At 36.7% G+C, this 14,342-nt stretch carries 14 protein-coding genes; 8 read left to right on the forward strand and 6 right to left on the reverse strand.

Annotated elements, in window-relative coordinates; all coding sequences use genetic code 11:
* Positions 1-73 precede the first annotated feature (73 nt).
* Entirely contained in the window at positions 74-526 is a 453-nt protein-coding gene (locus tag LB449_RS00210; protein WP_224453064.1) for a 6-pyruvoyl trahydropterin synthase family protein, read from the forward strand.
* Here the strand turns inward: LB449_RS00210 and LB449_RS00215 are convergent.
* The 3 genes from LB449_RS00215 to LB449_RS00225 are packed head-to-tail and all read right to left on the reverse strand — an operon-like array spanning position 523 to position 4,512.
* Complete coding sequence (locus tag LB449_RS00215; protein WP_224453065.1) at positions 523-2,847, reverse strand: penicillin-binding protein 1A; 2,325 nt, start codon at positions 2,845-2,847, stop codon at positions 523-525. The two genes, LB449_RS00210 and LB449_RS00215, sit on opposite strands and share 4 nt — an antisense overlap.
* Before the next feature lie 17 nt (positions 2,848-2,864).
* The gene (locus LB449_RS00220) at positions 2,865-3,362 is read right to left on the reverse strand and encodes a gliding motility lipoprotein GldH (RefSeq protein ID WP_224453066.1); all 498 of its coding nucleotides are present in this window, start codon (positions 3,360-3,362) and stop codon (positions 2,865-2,867) included.
* Positions 3,349-4,512: a PSP1 domain-containing protein gene (locus LB449_RS00225; protein ID WP_224453067.1), complete on the reverse strand. Its 1,164-nt coding sequence runs from the start codon at positions 4,510-4,512 to the stop codon at positions 3,349-3,351. The genes LB449_RS00220 and LB449_RS00225 overlap by 14 nt, the downstream gene beginning before the upstream one ends.
* Positions 4,513-4,689: 177 nt before the next feature.
* On the opposite strand from LB449_RS00225, the gene LB449_RS00230 reads away from it, so the two are divergent.
* The 3 genes from LB449_RS00230 (at position 4,690) to LB449_RS00240 (ending at position 7,984) form a co-directional block, all read left to right on the forward strand.
* On the forward strand, positions 4,690-5,844 hold the full coding sequence (locus LB449_RS00230) for a beta-ketoacyl synthase N-terminal-like domain-containing protein (protein WP_224453068.1): 1,155 nt from the start codon (positions 4,690-4,692) through the stop codon (positions 5,842-5,844).
* Positions 5,845-5,924: 80 nt separating this feature from the next.
* Positions 5,925-7,013, forward strand: a complete 1,089-nt coding sequence (gene bioB / locus LB449_RS00235) for a biotin synthase BioB (protein ID WP_224453069.1) — start codon at positions 5,925-5,927, stop codon at positions 7,011-7,013.
* Between the two features lie 77 nt (positions 7,014-7,090).
* Complete coding sequence (locus LB449_RS00240) at positions 7,091-7,984, forward strand: cupin-like domain-containing protein (RefSeq protein ID WP_224453070.1); 894 nt, start codon at positions 7,091-7,093, stop codon at positions 7,982-7,984.
* On the opposite strand, the gene LB449_RS00245 is transcribed toward LB449_RS00240, so the two are convergent.
* From LB449_RS00245 to LB449_RS00255, 3 genes are all read right to left on the reverse strand, one after another.
* Positions 7,970-8,461, reverse strand: a complete 492-nt coding sequence (locus LB449_RS00245; RefSeq protein WP_224453071.1) for a regulatory protein RecX — start codon at positions 8,459-8,461, stop codon at positions 7,970-7,972. The genes LB449_RS00240 and LB449_RS00245 overlap by 15 nt on opposite strands.
* Positions 8,462-8,549: 88 nt before the next feature.
* Entirely contained in the window at positions 8,550-10,091 is a 1,542-nt protein-coding gene (locus LB449_RS00250) for an Rne/Rng family ribonuclease (RefSeq protein WP_224453072.1), read from the reverse strand.
* A gap of 284 nt (positions 10,092-10,375) precedes the next feature.
* Complete coding sequence (locus LB449_RS00255; protein ID WP_224453073.1) at positions 10,376-10,666, reverse strand: HU family DNA-binding protein; 291 nt, start codon at positions 10,664-10,666, stop codon at positions 10,376-10,378.
* A 134-nt stretch (positions 10,667-10,800) separates the two neighbouring features.
* Between LB449_RS00255 and mutY the strand changes: the two genes are divergently transcribed.
* The 4 genes from mutY to gldD are packed head-to-tail and all read left to right on the forward strand — an operon-like array spanning position 10,801 to position 14,270.
* A complete protein-coding gene (mutY, locus tag LB449_RS00260; RefSeq protein WP_224454411.1) occupies positions 10,801-11,871 on the forward strand; it encodes an A/G-specific adenine glycosylase in 1,071 nt (356 codons plus the stop codon).
* A gap of 33 nt (positions 11,872-11,904) precedes the next feature.
* A complete protein-coding gene (locus LB449_RS00265) occupies positions 11,905-12,357 on the forward strand; it encodes a single-stranded DNA-binding protein (RefSeq protein WP_224453074.1) in 453 nt (150 codons plus the stop codon).
* Between the two features lie 19 nt (positions 12,358-12,376).
* Positions 12,377-13,720 (forward strand): gliding motility-associated protein GldE, encoded by a 1,344-nt coding sequence (locus LB449_RS00270; RefSeq protein WP_224453075.1) that lies wholly within the window; start codon positions 12,377-12,379, stop codon positions 13,718-13,720.
* Positions 13,713-14,270 carry a gliding motility lipoprotein GldD gene (gldD, locus tag LB449_RS00275; RefSeq protein ID WP_224453076.1) on the forward strand — a complete coding sequence of 186 codons (558 nt, stop codon included), beginning with the start codon at positions 13,713-13,715 and terminating at the stop codon, positions 14,268-14,270. The genes LB449_RS00270 and gldD overlap by 8 nt, the downstream gene beginning before the upstream one ends.
* Positions 14,271-14,342: the final 72 nt, after the last annotated feature.

Here is a 14,342-nt window from a genome sequence, read left to right on the forward strand (position 1 = left end):
TATCAAAAATGAATGTAACCTCTCAACCTTATAATTTTATAATTCCAGTATCTTTGCAGTAATATTTGAGATTATGGCAAAAATTAGAATTACCAAGCAATTTACGTTCGAAACCGCTCACGCTCTCTACGGTTACGACGGGAAATGCAAAAATGTCCACGGGCATAGTTACAGTCTGGACGTCACCGTTATAGGGAATCCTATAACTGACATGAGCAACGTCAAGTGTGGGATGGTGATTGACTTTGGCGATCTCAAACGAATTGTGAAGAACGAGGTTGTAGATGTTATGGATCACGCTATTCTACTCAATAGAAATACGCCGCATATTGAACTCGCAGAGTATTTAAAATCTTCCGGACATAATGTTGTTCTTGTAGATTACCAACCCACAAGTGAAAATATGATAGCTGATTTTGCTGAAAAAATTTCAAAAAAGTTGGCTAAAGACATTACGCTACATTCCCTAAAACTTAGAGAAACCGGAACTGCTTTTGCAGAATGGTATGCCAGTGATAATAGCTAAAAATCTATTTCAAATTCTGTAGCCTCTTCTTTTTCTTCACTAGTTTCATCTTCAGAAGCTACGTCACAATCGATTTGAATGCTTAAGTTATCGGGTCTTTCAAACTTTTCTTTTGAAATATCCAAGCTTTCATCTGCATAAACATCCTTCATATACATCCCCCAGATTGGTAAGGCTAAGGTTGCTCCCTGACCGTAAGCGATCGTTTCAAATCTTACACTTCTGTCTTCGCCGCCTACCCAAACGCCTGTAGCAAGATTGGGTACCATTCCTATAAACCATCCATCACTTTGATTTTGTGTGGTTCCTGTTTTACCTGCGATGTCATTTTCAAAGACATAAGGATATCCAGTCACAGCTCTCTTATAAGGTTCGCTGTTTTTAGCATAATCAGAATTTGATTTTAGTCGTCTACCAGAACCAGATTGAGTAACCCCTTCTAATAATTGAATGGTAACATAAGCAGCTTCTTCACTTAGTACATCACGACTTTGTGGTTGATGCTGGTAAAGAATAGTTCCATTTTTATCCTCTATACGTTGTATTGCATATGGCTTTACGTAGACGCCTTTGTTTGCAAACGCACTGTAAGCCGAAACCATTTCGTAAACGCTGATATCTGCAGTACCCAAAGCTATAGCAGCCACAGGTTGAATACGTGAGGTATCAATTCCTAATTTGTCAATCAAACTGATGACACTTTCAGGACCAGTCCTATCAATTACTCTAGCTGTTATAGTGTTGATAGATTCAGCTAAAGCTTTCTTCAAGGTTTTATTACCTCCGTAATCATCATCGCCGCCAGCGTTGGAGGGTGTCCAGTCTTCGGTCACCCCGTGTTTTCCTTTAGGTATGGTATAAGGTGTATTAGGAAATTCTTTACATGGCGAATAATGCAATTGATCTATAGCAGTAGCATATACAAATGGTTTGAAGGTAGACCCTACTTGACGTTTTGCTTGTTTAACATGCTCGTATTTAAAAAACTTATAATTTACACCACCTACCCAGGCTTTTATCTCTCCTGTTTGTGGGGTCATGGACATCATTCCAGTATTTAGAAATGATTTGTAATACCTGATAGAATCTTTAGGAGTCATTAAGGTATCAATTGGGCCATCCCATGAAAACAAGCGCATTTCGCGTTTTCTGTTAAAGGTTGCCATGATAGAATCTTCATCAATTCCTCTTCGCTTCATTCTTTTGTAGCGGTCAGAATTTCTCATTCCTTTTTTAAGAATGCTTTCTATTTCTGAAGCATCAATACTTCTGAAGGGTGCTGTTTTGTTATTTTGATTTTGACGATCAAATTCCTTTTGAAGATTCTTAAGATGTTTCTCAACCGCTGTTTCAGCATAGGTTTGCATTTTATAATCTACAGAGGTGTAGATTTTTAATCCATCCCTGTACATGCTATAAGAACTCCCATCTGGTTTAGGGTTATCCTCAATCCAGTCTTTCATAAATTCCTGGACATAAGCTCTGAAGTAGGTAGCAATACCATCGTCATGTTCTTCTGGAGAGAAGAATGTTGTAAGCGGTAAACTCTGAACAGAATCTTTTACTTTCTGAGTGATAAATCCATTTTTCTCCATTTGTTTTAAAACCTGATTTCTTCTTTGTTCAGAATTATCTTTAAACTGGTCTTTAACAGGATTGTAAAGAATTGGATTTTTCAACATAGCTACCAATGTAGCAGACTCTTCCAAAGTAAGATCTTTAGGTTCTTTTGAAAAATAAATTCTTGAAGCAGAACGTATTCCAACAGCCTGATATAAAAAATCAAACTTGTTGAGATACATCGTAATGATTTCATTTTTGGCGTACTGTTCTTCCAACCTCACGGCGATGACCCATTCTTTTACTTTCTGTATGATACGATTGAAAGTTCCACTTTTGTTAGGGTCTGTAAATAAAAGTTTAGAAAGTTGTTGTGTAATTGTACTTGCACCACCTCTTTTACCAAGATAAATAGCAGCTCTCAAGGTGCCTCTGGCGTCTATACCGGAATGGCTGTAAAACCTTTCGTCTTCGGTTGCAACAAGAGCGCTGATGAGATGATCTGGAAGGTCTTCGTAATTGATGGGAGTTCTGTTCTCTTTAAAGTATTTACCGAGAGTTTGCCCGTCGGCAGAAATCACTTCTGTAGCAAGATTTGTTTCTGGATTCTCAAGTTCTTCAAAAGTAGGCATAGGTCCCAAAGCTCCCCAACTAGCCAGAAGGAATATAAAGATAACACTAAGGATTCCTACAAAGAATACTATCCAAAAGCCAAGTATATATTTTTTGAATCCCTTTTTTGGTGTTGATGTTTTACTCATAATAATTTAAAAAAACATTAATTTTCAGTCGGTTCGATGGTTTCCAAATGTATACCAAAGTCCATTATTCCCTGCAACGTATCCAGCGCTTCCACTTTTCCAAACTTACGCATGGCGTGCTTCACTTCTATAGTGTAGTTTCCTTTTTCAGTAAAAACTACATTTGATTTATACCACAATTTACTCTCTTTTACACTTCCAAAACCCTTGCCCATCAACTTTCCATCAGATTGAGCCATTTCATATTCTAGAGTATCTCCAATTTGTTTCCCATTGGGAAATGAGATATTGGCGATGAGGTATAGATTGTTGAATTCATAATCCTGGTTCACTCTTGTAACAAAAAATAAATCGTATGGTTTGATGGTGTCTGGTGCTTGAATATCAAACATCAGAGTATCATTTTTGAACCAGCCATCATCAAAATTTTTATAATCAGAATACATGACATTATCATTACAGCTGACTAAAAACACACAAAAGCCAACCAGAACGCAGAGTTTAAGAGTTTGCATTGTTTCTTTTCGACTTCTTATTTTTATTTGACTTTCTTTTATTTTTAGGCTTATTTCGTTTTGGTTTGTCAAAGCGAGTTAGACTATCTTGACCAAATGAGTTGGAAAATTCTGTCTTTTCAATAGCAACTTCAGTAGTAAATTCTTCAAGACTGGCTACAGGTTTTTTCTCCCGTTGAGCTTTCAAGATCACTTTTACAGCGTCGGTATCCAGCTCAATCCAGTTGTTGTACTCCTTTTCATAAGCATACCATAGCTTTCCTTTGAAAATGTCGATCTTTTGACAAACAGCATCACCCTTTTGAGTCGTTAGTTTTTGATCTTGTCTTGGAAAATCCTTTAAAGCTTCAAGATAAGTGTCCAATTCGTAATTGAGACAACATTTCAATTTTCCACATTGCCCAGCAAGTTTGAGTGGGTTCAATGATAATTGTTGATACCTCGCAGCCGAAGTTTTTACCGTTCTAAAATCGGTTAACCACGTAGAACAACACAACTCACGACCACAGGAACCAATCCCGCCAAGCCTAGCTGCTTCTTGTCTAAAGCCTATTTGACGCATTTCAATCCGGGTCTTAAACTCGTATGCAAATTCTTTGATCAATTGTCTAAAGTCAACGCGCTCTTCTGCGGTATAATAAAAGATAGCTTTGGAACCATCCCCTTGAAATTCGATATCACTTATTTTCATCCTCAAGTCCAGGCGTATAGCAATTTGCCTTGCTTTGACCTTCATCTTATCCTCGCGTTCTCTGGCAGCCTGCCATACGTCAATATCCTTTTGAGAGGCTTTTCTATAAACTTTGCCCACTTCCTTTGAAGTTGGGTCTGTATTTTTCTTTTTCATCTGCACCCTTACCAATTCCCCGGTAAGCGTAACTATGCCAATATCATGACCTGGAGAAGCTTCAGTGGCTACAATGTCACCAATAGAAAGCGTTAAGTCTTCCGTATTTCTAAAAAATTCCTTTCTACTATTTTTAAATCTAACCTCGACACAGTCAAAAGCCTTTTGATTTCCTGGTAGTTCAACATCAGACAACCAGTCAAAAACCGTTAGCTTATTACATCCATCTGTTCCGCATGTCCCGTTATTTTTACAGCCTTTAGGTTGACCATCCTTTCCGGTCGAGCAAGTGCTACATCCCATAAATTATATATTGAAGCGTTTCTTACTTTAAAACGCTGAAGATTAATTATTCTTATTTTGAATTTCAAAGATACCAAATAATTACTAGAGACCTTATACTGCTTTTTTGGACTTATTCTGAATTTGATAGCGTGTAGATTAAGTTTTTTCGATCTTTGCTTTAAAAATTAAGTTCGCTTGAAACACCCCATCTACATCAATGGTTTCGGATCCATTTCTGCTTTAGGTCATGACCAGGAAACCATCTTGAATAATTATCAAAATGACTTCGCTCATTTCTCAAAGTTGGAATTGGAAAACACTTCCGTTCTCGGCGCTAGTCTTCCAATACCCTCTTTAGAAGAAATTGAAAATCTTTCTAAAGAAAATACCAGATATAAAGATCTGGACAAGTCTGTACTTATGGCTATTTTAACGGCCAGAAAAGCAATTTCAAAATTGAACTTTAAGCCAGAATCCACCGGGGTTAATATCGGTTCTTCTCGAGGAGCGACAGCTTTGTTTGAACACTACCATAAAGATTTTTTGGAAGGCAGAAAATTATCACCCTTAACTTCTCCTACCACCACTTTGGGAAATATTTCGTCCTGGGTGGCTCAAGACCTAGGAGTTGATGGTCCCAACATAAGTCATTCCATCACCTGTTCTACAGCTTTGCATGCGATGCTGAATGCTAAAGCCTGGCTTCAGGCCGATATGTGTGATCTGTTTTTGGTTGGAGGCTCAGAAGCCCCATTAACAGAATTTACCATTGCTCAAATGCAAGCTTTGAAGCTTTATTCAAAACTAGACACTGAATTTCCTTGTGAAAGTTTAAAACTCGACAAACTCCAAAACTCTTTGATTCTTGGAGAGGGCTCTGCAACAGCAGTGATGTCAAAATCACCAGAAAATGCGTTAGCGAAAATCATAGGTTTTGGTTATGCTACGGAACAAATCACCCACAACATTTCCATTTCTCCGGATGCCAAATGCTTTCAAAAATCCATGAAAATGGCTTTGGAAGAAGCAGGAAGAAGTTCAGTAGATGCCATAGTTCTGCATGCGCCTGGCACCAAAAAAGGAGATCAAGCTGAAGTCAATGCCATTCAAAAAACATTTGAAACTTCACCTTTATTAACCACCAATAAATGGAAGTTGGGCCACACGTTTGGAGCTTCAGGAATGTTGAATATCGAGATGGCTCTACTGATGCTGAAAACTGGGGAGTTTTTTGAAAATCCATTTTACAAGCAAACAAAATCCAATAAACCCGTTGAATCTGTTTTGGTGAATGCCGTAGGTTTTGGAGGAAATGCAGTGAGCATTTTGCTGGAAAAACCTAAACTATAGAAATTAATTTGACTCAAATATTTTTCAGAATAGATAATACAACTTGTTTTTTCTATTTTTGAATCATTAAATAAAATACCATGACAAGAAACGACTGGACCAAGGAAGAGATTTTAGAAATTTACAATAAGCCTTTAATGGAGTTGCTTTACGAAGCAGCTACTGTGCATAGAATACATCATGATCCCAACAAAGTACAAGTGTCTACTTTGTTGTCTATAAAAACAGGAGGTTGCCCGGAAGACTGTGGCTATTGTCCACAAGCGGCCCGTTACCACACCGATATTGAAGGAAACGACCTGATGAGCGTTTCGCAGGTAAAAGCGCAAGCTTTGAGAGCAAAATCCTCTGGAAGTTCCAGAGTGTGCATGGGTGCTGCCTGGAGAAATGTAAAAGATGGAGAGGAGTTCGACAACGTTTTGGAAATGGTAAGAACCATCAACAAATTGGATATGGAAGTTTGCTGTACGTTGGGTATGGTAACAGAAAATCAAGCACAACGTTTGGCGGAAGCTGGACTTTACGCCTATAATCACAATTTAGATTCTTCAGAAGAATACTATAAAGAAGTCATTTCTACCAGAGGTTACCAGGATAGATTGGATACGATTGGAAATGTAAGAAAAAGTAATGTGACCGTTTGTAGCGGTGGAATTATTGGTATGGGCGAATCTTTGGAAGATAGAGCAGGGATGTTGGTGGCGCTAGCTACCTTAAACCCTCAACCAGAATCTACACCGATTAACGCCTTGGTTCCTGTAGAAGGAACACCGCTGGAAGAGCAGCAAAAAGTATCTATCTGGGAAATGCTGCGAATGGTAGCCACCACTAGAATTGTAATGCCAGAAACTCAGGTAAGACTTTCTGCAGGTAGAACCGATATGAGTAGAGAAGGCCAGGCGATGTGTTTCTTTGCTGGTGCGAATTCTATTTTTGCTGGAGATAAATTGTTGACCACACCAAACCCTGATGTGAACGAAGACATGGAAATGTTTAAGCTCTTAGGACTTGAGCCACAAAAACCTTTCGAGAAAAAATCTCAGCCTCAATCGGTTTCAGCCGAAGAATCTCAATACAAGCCTCTAGGTGAAAAACCAAAATGGACCAGACCTGGACATACCATAGAACGTAATGTTGAGGCAAAACAAAAAGCTAAGACAAAAGCCTAGTCCAATATAAATTTACTTAAAAGATACAATAAGCTTCATTTTGGCAGATCCCGAAATGAAGCTTATTTTTGTATGTTATGGACTCCAATCAAAAACTCAACCTACAAACCGTGGAAAGGGTAAAAACTATTTCTCCGCAAGATTTTGTTGAGAACTACGTGAAGCCCCAGAAACCTGTAGTGATTGAACAACTCTCACATGACTGGCCAGCTTATAAAAAGTGGTCTCTTGCCTATTTAAAAGATATTGCTGGTGAGGTCGAAGTGCCTTTGTACGATAACAGGCCGGTTTCTGCAAAAGACAAATTCAATGAGCCTCACGCAAAAATGAAACTCAAGGATTATATAGATCTTTTGAAAAAAGGGCCTACCCAATATAGAATCTTTCTTTTTAATTTAATGAAGGAAGTTCCTGAGCTTCAGGACCATTTTAAGATGCCTAACCTTGGAATTAAGTTTTTAGAAAAACTCCCATTTCTGTTTTTTGGAGCTGAAAATTCTTCAGTGTTTATGCATTATGACATTGATTTTGCTAATATTCTTCACATCCATTTTGAAGGTAAAAAGCGTTGTATTATTTATCCACCTTCAGAAACTAAATTTCTTTATAAAGTCCACAATGCGCTGATTAGTTTAAACGAAATAGATTTCAATAATCCAGATTTAGAAAAGTTCCCCGCCTTAAAACTAGCTGAAGGTTACGAGGCTTACCTGGAACATGGTGAAGCCCTGTATATGCCAGAAGGTTTTTGGCATAACATGACTTATCTAACCCCTGGATTTTCCATGAGTTTGAGAACTTTTCCAAAAAGTGCCAAAAATTTATGGAAAGCGCTCTACAACGTAACCATTATGAGAGGTTTTGAAAATGTTATGCGGAAATTTAAAGGAGACGATTGGATTGACTACAAAAACAAGAGGGCCTATCGCCGGCAAAATAAACGATTAGAGAAAGAATTACATGGGGAGTAATTCATTGATCACGTCATAAATCAACTCAGTTTCGTAGCCTTTGTAAGCCAGATGCTGATAAAGCTTTTGCCTCTTTTTATAGTCGTTTGGCTCTTTTATGGTCTTGAGTTTTTGTTCAGATAAGTCTCTGAGTGTCTTGAGATAATCATCTTCATCAATTTCAGATAGACCAGCTTTGAGGTTGTAGGCAGAAATGTCTTTGGCTTTCAATTCTCGTGTAATTCTTAAACGCCCGTATTTTTTTATTCTGAATTTGCCACGTGCATAACTTCTGGCAAAGCGTTCTTCATTGAGAAAATCTTCTTCAATAAGCCTAGTGATGATGTAGGCTTTTGCATCTTCATACATCTCGAGGTCATATAGTTTTTTTTCTACCTCCTGATGGCACCGATCCTGATAAACACAATAGTTCATCACCTTCAGTAGAGCTTCGTCAACGGTTAATGATTTCTTGGGTTTAAAGTTTTCTTTCGGCATTTTCAGTAAAATAGAGTTACAAAAATACAAAAACAAAAAACCCCATATTCTCAATGGAATATGGGGTTTTAAATATTATTTCAACAACTTATACTTTGATGACTGTTCCATCTTGATCGTAGAAATGATATTCTAAGTAATTGTAAGCATCTCTAGGTTGGATTTTAACCCACTTTTTGAAATCAAAAAACCATTTGCTTCTTGGGGAAGGAAAGCCTTTCATAAGATAGGCAGCTATAAAAGGATGCGCTGTCAACGTTATCTTTTTATTTCCTTTTTTCAAGATCTTTTGCAGATCCGCATTGATTTTGTTTACAATTACGATTGGAGCTTCTATTTCACCATCAGAATTTGGATCCTTTTCGCTAGTCTTAATGTTCATCTCTGGACGAACACGCTGTCTTGTGATCTGGATTAATCCAAATTTACTAGGAGGTAAAATTTTATGTTTTGCTCTATCATCACTCATCTCATCTTTAAGATGTTCATAAAGTTTTCTTCGGTTGTCTGGGTTGTTCATGTCGATAAAATCTACGACTATGATTCCTCCCATGTCTCTTAATCTCAACTGACGTGCAATTTCTGTTGCACTTATCATGTTGACTTCGAGTGCTGTATCTTCTTGATTTTTGGCCTTATTACTTCTATTTCCACTATTTACATCGATCACGTGCATAGCTTCTGTATGCTCTATGACTAGGTAAGCTCCTTTTTTCATGGTTACGGTTTTACCAAAAGACGTTTTGATTTGTCTTTCAATTCCATACTTTTCGAATATGGGAACTTTTGAGTTATAGTGAGAAACAATAGATTCACTGTCTGGAGATATTTTCCCGACATAATCTTTTATTTGTGTAAATGTAACATCATCATCTACGCTTATCGATGTAAATGAATCGTTGAACATGTCTCTTAATATTGATGAAGCTTTATTAAGCTCACCCAAAACTTTCGAGGGTTGATGTGCTTTGCTTAGCTTTTTGCACATATTCTCCCATCGTTTCATCAAATTTTGAAGGTCTCTATCTATATCAGCTACTTTTTTGTCTTCTGCAACAGTTCTGATAATGACACTAAAACCTTTGGGTTTAATACTTTTTACTAATCGTTTGAGTCGATTTTTTTCTTCTTTGCTTTCAATTTTTTGTGAAACTGAAACTCTATCCGAAAAAGGAACCAAAACAATATAGCGCCCTGCAAGAGAAAGCTCACTACTTAATCTAGGGCCTTTTGTGGAGATAGGTTCTTTTACTACTTGTACAAGAACAGATTGGTTGGAGTGTAGCGTATCTGCTATCGATCCATTTTTATCGATTTCTTCTTCAAAAGGAAAATCTCTCAAAGAGAAATTTTTCAATTGATTGGAGGTTGCTTTTTTCACAAACTTCAACATTGTTTTGACGTTTGGACCTAGGTCATGGTAATGTAAAAAACCATCTTTTTCATAGCCTACATTGACAAATGCGGCGTTGAGACCTGGTAAAGCTTTTCTTATTTTAGCTAAGAAAATATCACCAACAGAGAAATCGAATCCTTCTGTTTCTTTATGGAGCTCTATGAGTCTTCCATCTTTTAATAAGGCAAAATCTACAGCGTCGGAACTAGAACGTACTATTAATTCCTTAGTCACGCTTTTTAGATTTAGTTAGTCTGCAATAATTTACAAACTAGAATTATACATAAGTAATCCTTACAATTCTTTTCAGAAAAGGATTACAATTAAAAATAATATAGAAATTCAATGTTCTGAACCTCAATGTCAAAGAACGTATTGAATAGGAAAAAGTAGTTATGAAACTACTTTTTCTTGTGACGGTTAGCTCTACTTCTCTTTTTTCTTTTGTGAGTAGCTACCTTATGTCTTTTTCTCTTCTTACCGCTTGGCATAGGCTTGTTTTTTATAGATTATTAAATTTATTTTACTTCAACGTTGTGTTTTACTCCTTCCACAAATATTTTTGCAGGTTTAAATGCTGGAATATTGTGAGCAGGAATCTTAATCGTAGTATTCTTTGAGATATTTCTACCCGTTTTTTCTGCTCTAGTTTTTACGATAAAGCTACCAAAACCTCTTAGATATACATTATCTCCACCTTCTAAAGAATTCTTTACCTCATCCATAAAGGTTTCTACAGTAGCTTGAACTTCATTTTTCTCTAAACCGAGTTTCTCTGAAATGTTAGCTACAATATCTGCTTTCGTCATAATTCAAAAATATTTGTTCAGGATTAATCTTAGATTTTTTTTGAGTTTGCAAATATAAGTAATTAATCCGCAATAAATAAATACAATGCTCTAAATAGTAGGCGGATATGAATTATACTTGCAAAAAACTTGAAATGAATTTCTCTAAACGTCTTCTAGACTGGTACAAGATAGAACATAGAGATTTACCCTGGAGACATACCAATGATCCTTATGTCATTTGGCTAAGTGAAATCATATTACAGCAAACTCAGGTCAAGCAGGGCTTACCGTACTTCAAAAAGTTTGTATCAAAATTTCCAACCGTCCATGATCTTGCAAATGCCAGCGAAGATGAGGTTTTGAAATTGTGGCAAGGACTGGGGTATTATTCAAGAGCAAGAAATCTTCATCATACGGCCCGATTTGTTAGTAAAACCTTAAATGGAGAATTTCCAAATAATTTCAATGAGCTTAAGACTTTAAAAGGAGTTGGAGATTATACTGCTGCTGCCATAGCTTCTTTTGCTTTCGATGAACCTGTAGCAGTGGTTGATGGCAATGTACAACGTGTGCTTTCCAGATATTTGGGCATAAATACGCCCATCAATTCTACTGAAGGCATAAAAGAATTTAAAACCAAAGCACAGAAGTTGATCGATATATCAAATCCTTCAGTTTACAATCAGGCGATCATGGAGTTTGGTGCATTGCATTGTAGGCCGAAATCTCCGAAGTGCATGTTTTGTGTTTTTCAGCAAGATTGTGTTGCTTTTCAACAAGGGCTTCAAGAGGAACTACCAGTCAAACTGAAGAAAACCAAAGTCAAAAAACGATACTTCAATTATTTGGTACTTACAGATTCAGAAGAAAACACAATCGTACAAAAAAGAAGTGGTCCAGGAATCTGGCAAGGTCTCTACGAATTTCCTCTTATCGAGTCTGAAAAAGAACAAGACGAACCTATTTCCAGTGATATAAACGAACTGACTGGATTACCCGCTAAAAGTATAGAAGTGGTAAAGATTTATAATGACGAACCTGTCATCCATCTTTTATCCCATAGAAAAATCATGGCAACGTTTATTGAAGTGAAGATAAATGGGCCATTGTCTGGCATAAAATTTTCAAAAACCTATGAAATTCATAAAATAAAAGATTTGAGTCAACTTGCAGTGCCTGTGCTCATTCAAAATTTTATAGAATCTGAATTTTCTATGGCATAATTCTTTTTCTTACATTTACATAAATTTAAAACTATGGCAGGAACACTCAACAAAGTCATGCTTATTGGTCACACAGGCGATGAAGTAAAGATGCATTATTTTGAAGGCGGAAATTGCATTGGGCGCTTTCCTTTGGCCACAAATGAAGAGTACATCAATAAAGCAACCAACGAAAAAGTAAGCAATACTGAGTGGCACAACATTGTTGTGAGAAACAAAGCCGCTGAAGTTTGCGAAAAATACCTTAAAAAAGGTGATAAAGTATATATTGAAGGCCGTATCAAAACTCGTAAGTGGCAGGACGATAAAGGCATGGATAGATATTCTACAGAAATACAATGCCTGGAATTTACCTTCTTGACTCCCAAAGATGGAACAACTTCTGAAAGTGCGGGAAACTCCCAAGCCTCTCAATCTAAGCCTAACTCTAAACCTTCTCCAGCTCCGAAAATGGAGGAAGAGGAGGAAGATGATTTACCCTTTTAAAACAAAAATTCTTTAAATTTTGGAACCCGGTCCCTCGAGTTACATCTTTTTTTCTGTATTGGAATTTTCAGATGTATTTAAAATTATCCTTTTCTTTATTCTGCTTATATCTTCTGCACTTATTTCAGGCTCTGAAGTAGCTCTGTTTTCTCTTAAACCATCAGATTTTGATGTGAAAGAAGGAAATGTATCCAAGCAAGAGCAGATCATTATTAACCTACTGGATAAGCCAAAGAAACTATTAGCTACAATCTTGATAGCCAATAATTTTATAAACATCGCTATTGTTCTTTTGTATGCCTCCATAAGTGAGACTTTTTACGGGGATAGCACTACCTTATTTTTTGGCATAAGTCTGAAGTTTTTGATTGACGTTGGGTTGGTTACTTTCCTCATCCTGATGTTTGGTGAAATTTTACCAAAAGTATACGCCAATAGAAATAATGTTGTATTTGCACATTTTATGGCAGTGCCTCTTAGTATTTTGGACCGTCTTCTTACACCGCTCAGCCTGCCAATGCGATCTGTTACCAACCTGATACAAAATCGATTTGGAAAACAGAAAACCAACTTAAGTGTGGATCAGTTATCCCAAGCTCTGGAGCTCACAAGCGAAGAGGATACCTCAAAAGATGAAAAGAAAATACTTCAAGGTATTGTTTCCTTTGGTAATACAGATACTAAACAAGTGATGAGACCTAGACTCGATATTTTTACGCTCAATGTAGAGCAGCCTTTTCATGAAGTTATAGAAGAAATCATGGAAAATGGTTATTCCAGAATTCCCGTTTATGAAGACAATGTAGACAACATCACAGGTATATTATACATCAAAGACTTATTACCACATCTTCAGAAGGAGAATTTTGAATGGCAACCTCTGGTAAGAGAACCTTATTTTGTGCCAGAGAATAAAAAACTAGACGATCTCCTTGCAGATTTCCAGGAACAAAAAAACCACCTAGCCATAGTTGTAGATGAATATGGAGGAACCAGCGGTTTGATATCCCTGGAAGATATAATTGAAGAAATAGTAGGAGATATAAGTGATGAGTTTGATGATGAGGATGTGATCTATTCAAAAATTAATGAATCCACATATGTGTTTGAAGGAAAAACACCATTGAAGAATTTTTACAAAATACTAAAGCTAGAGGAACCGAAGATTGAAGAATTTGAATCCAATAAAGGAGAAGCAGAAACTCTTGCAGGTTTTGTATTGGAGTCTTCAAAAGGTTTTCCTAAGAAAAGCCAAGTTATTGCCTTTAGTAACTTCGACTTTACCGTAGAAGTACTTGATAGTAAAAGAATAGTTCAGCTAAAAGTGAAGATCAATAAGGACAAAACTTTAGATGATGCATAGGATTTTTTTGACTTTCATATTGTTAGTTATATGCTCGTGCAGCGACTCTACACAACCCAAACCCTCTGGTTTTTTAGCTTTAGAGTACGACTTGGCTCAATATAGCAGAGTGGATCCGGATTGTCCCTTTTCTTTTGAAAAAAATGATTTTTCAGATTTAGAAAAAGATAATCCAAATCAGCCTTGTTGGCTCAACTTAAACTATTCTGGGATGAACGCCAAGATATACCTAAGCTATTCATCTGTAGAAAATAATTTAAGGGAGTTGCTTATTGATGCTCAAAAACTTCCCGAAAAGCACACCATAAAAGCAGACCTTATAGAAGCCAGCATTTATGAAAACAAAGCAAATCAGACCTTTGGAAATTTTTATAATGTGGAAGGCGATGCTGCTTCACCAGCTCAATTCTATATCACTGATAGTACTTCTCATTTCTTGACAGGATCTTTATATTTTGAAGTAAAACCCAATTACGATTCTATACTTCCCGCCGCAAATTATCTCAAGAATGACATGAGACATTTAATGGAAACCTTGGAGTGGGAGTAAAGCCTCACCTTACTTAAAATAAATCTAATTCCAGTGCTTAATAAGTGAGCTTATTTTAGATTTACTCAAAAT

The organism is Psychroflexus lacisalsi (genome assembly GCF_020164495.1).
Taxonomy (GTDB): domain Bacteria; phylum Bacteroidota; class Bacteroidia; order Flavobacteriales; family Flavobacteriaceae; genus Psychroflexus; species Psychroflexus lacisalsi.

What these genes read in the sequence shown, in the direction of transcription:
- LB449_RS00255 (WP_224453073.1), bottom strand. Translation starts at nt 10,666, where the DNA reads ATGACGAAAGCAGATATTGTAGCTAACATTTCAGAGAAACTCGGTTTA.
- LB449_RS00225 (WP_224453067.1), bottom strand. Translation starts at nt 4,512, where the DNA reads ATGGGATGTAGCACTTGCTCGACCGGAAAGGATGGTCAACCTAAAGGC.
- mutY (WP_224454411.1), top strand. Translation starts at nt 10,801, where the DNA reads ATGAATTTCTCTAAACGTCTTCTAGACTGGTACAAGATAGAACATAGA.
- LB449_RS00240 (WP_224453070.1), top strand. Translation starts at nt 7,091, where the DNA reads ATGGACTCCAATCAAAAACTCAACCTACAAACCGTGGAAAGGGTAAAA.
- bioB (WP_224453069.1), top strand. Translation starts at nt 5,925, where the DNA reads ATGACAAGAAACGACTGGACCAAGGAAGAGATTTTAGAAATTTACAAT.
- gldD (WP_224453076.1), top strand. Translation starts at nt 13,713, where the DNA reads ATGCATAGGATTTTTTTGACTTTCATATTGTTAGTTATATGCTCGTGC.
- LB449_RS00265 (WP_224453074.1), top strand. Translation starts at nt 11,905, where the DNA reads ATGGCAGGAACACTCAACAAAGTCATGCTTATTGGTCACACAGGCGAT.
- LB449_RS00245 (WP_224453071.1), bottom strand. Translation starts at nt 8,461, where the DNA reads ATGCCGAAAGAAAACTTTAAACCCAAGAAATCATTAACCGTTGACGAA.
- LB449_RS00215 (WP_224453065.1), bottom strand. Translation starts at nt 2,847, where the DNA reads ATGAGTAAAACATCAACACCAAAAAAGGGATTCAAAAAATATATACTT.
- LB449_RS00210 (WP_224453064.1), top strand. Translation starts at nt 74, where the DNA reads ATGGCAAAAATTAGAATTACCAAGCAATTTACGTTCGAAACCGCTCAC.
- LB449_RS00220 (WP_224453066.1), bottom strand. Translation starts at nt 3,362, where the DNA reads ATGCAAACTCTTAAACTCTGCGTTCTGGTTGGCTTTTGTGTGTTTTTA.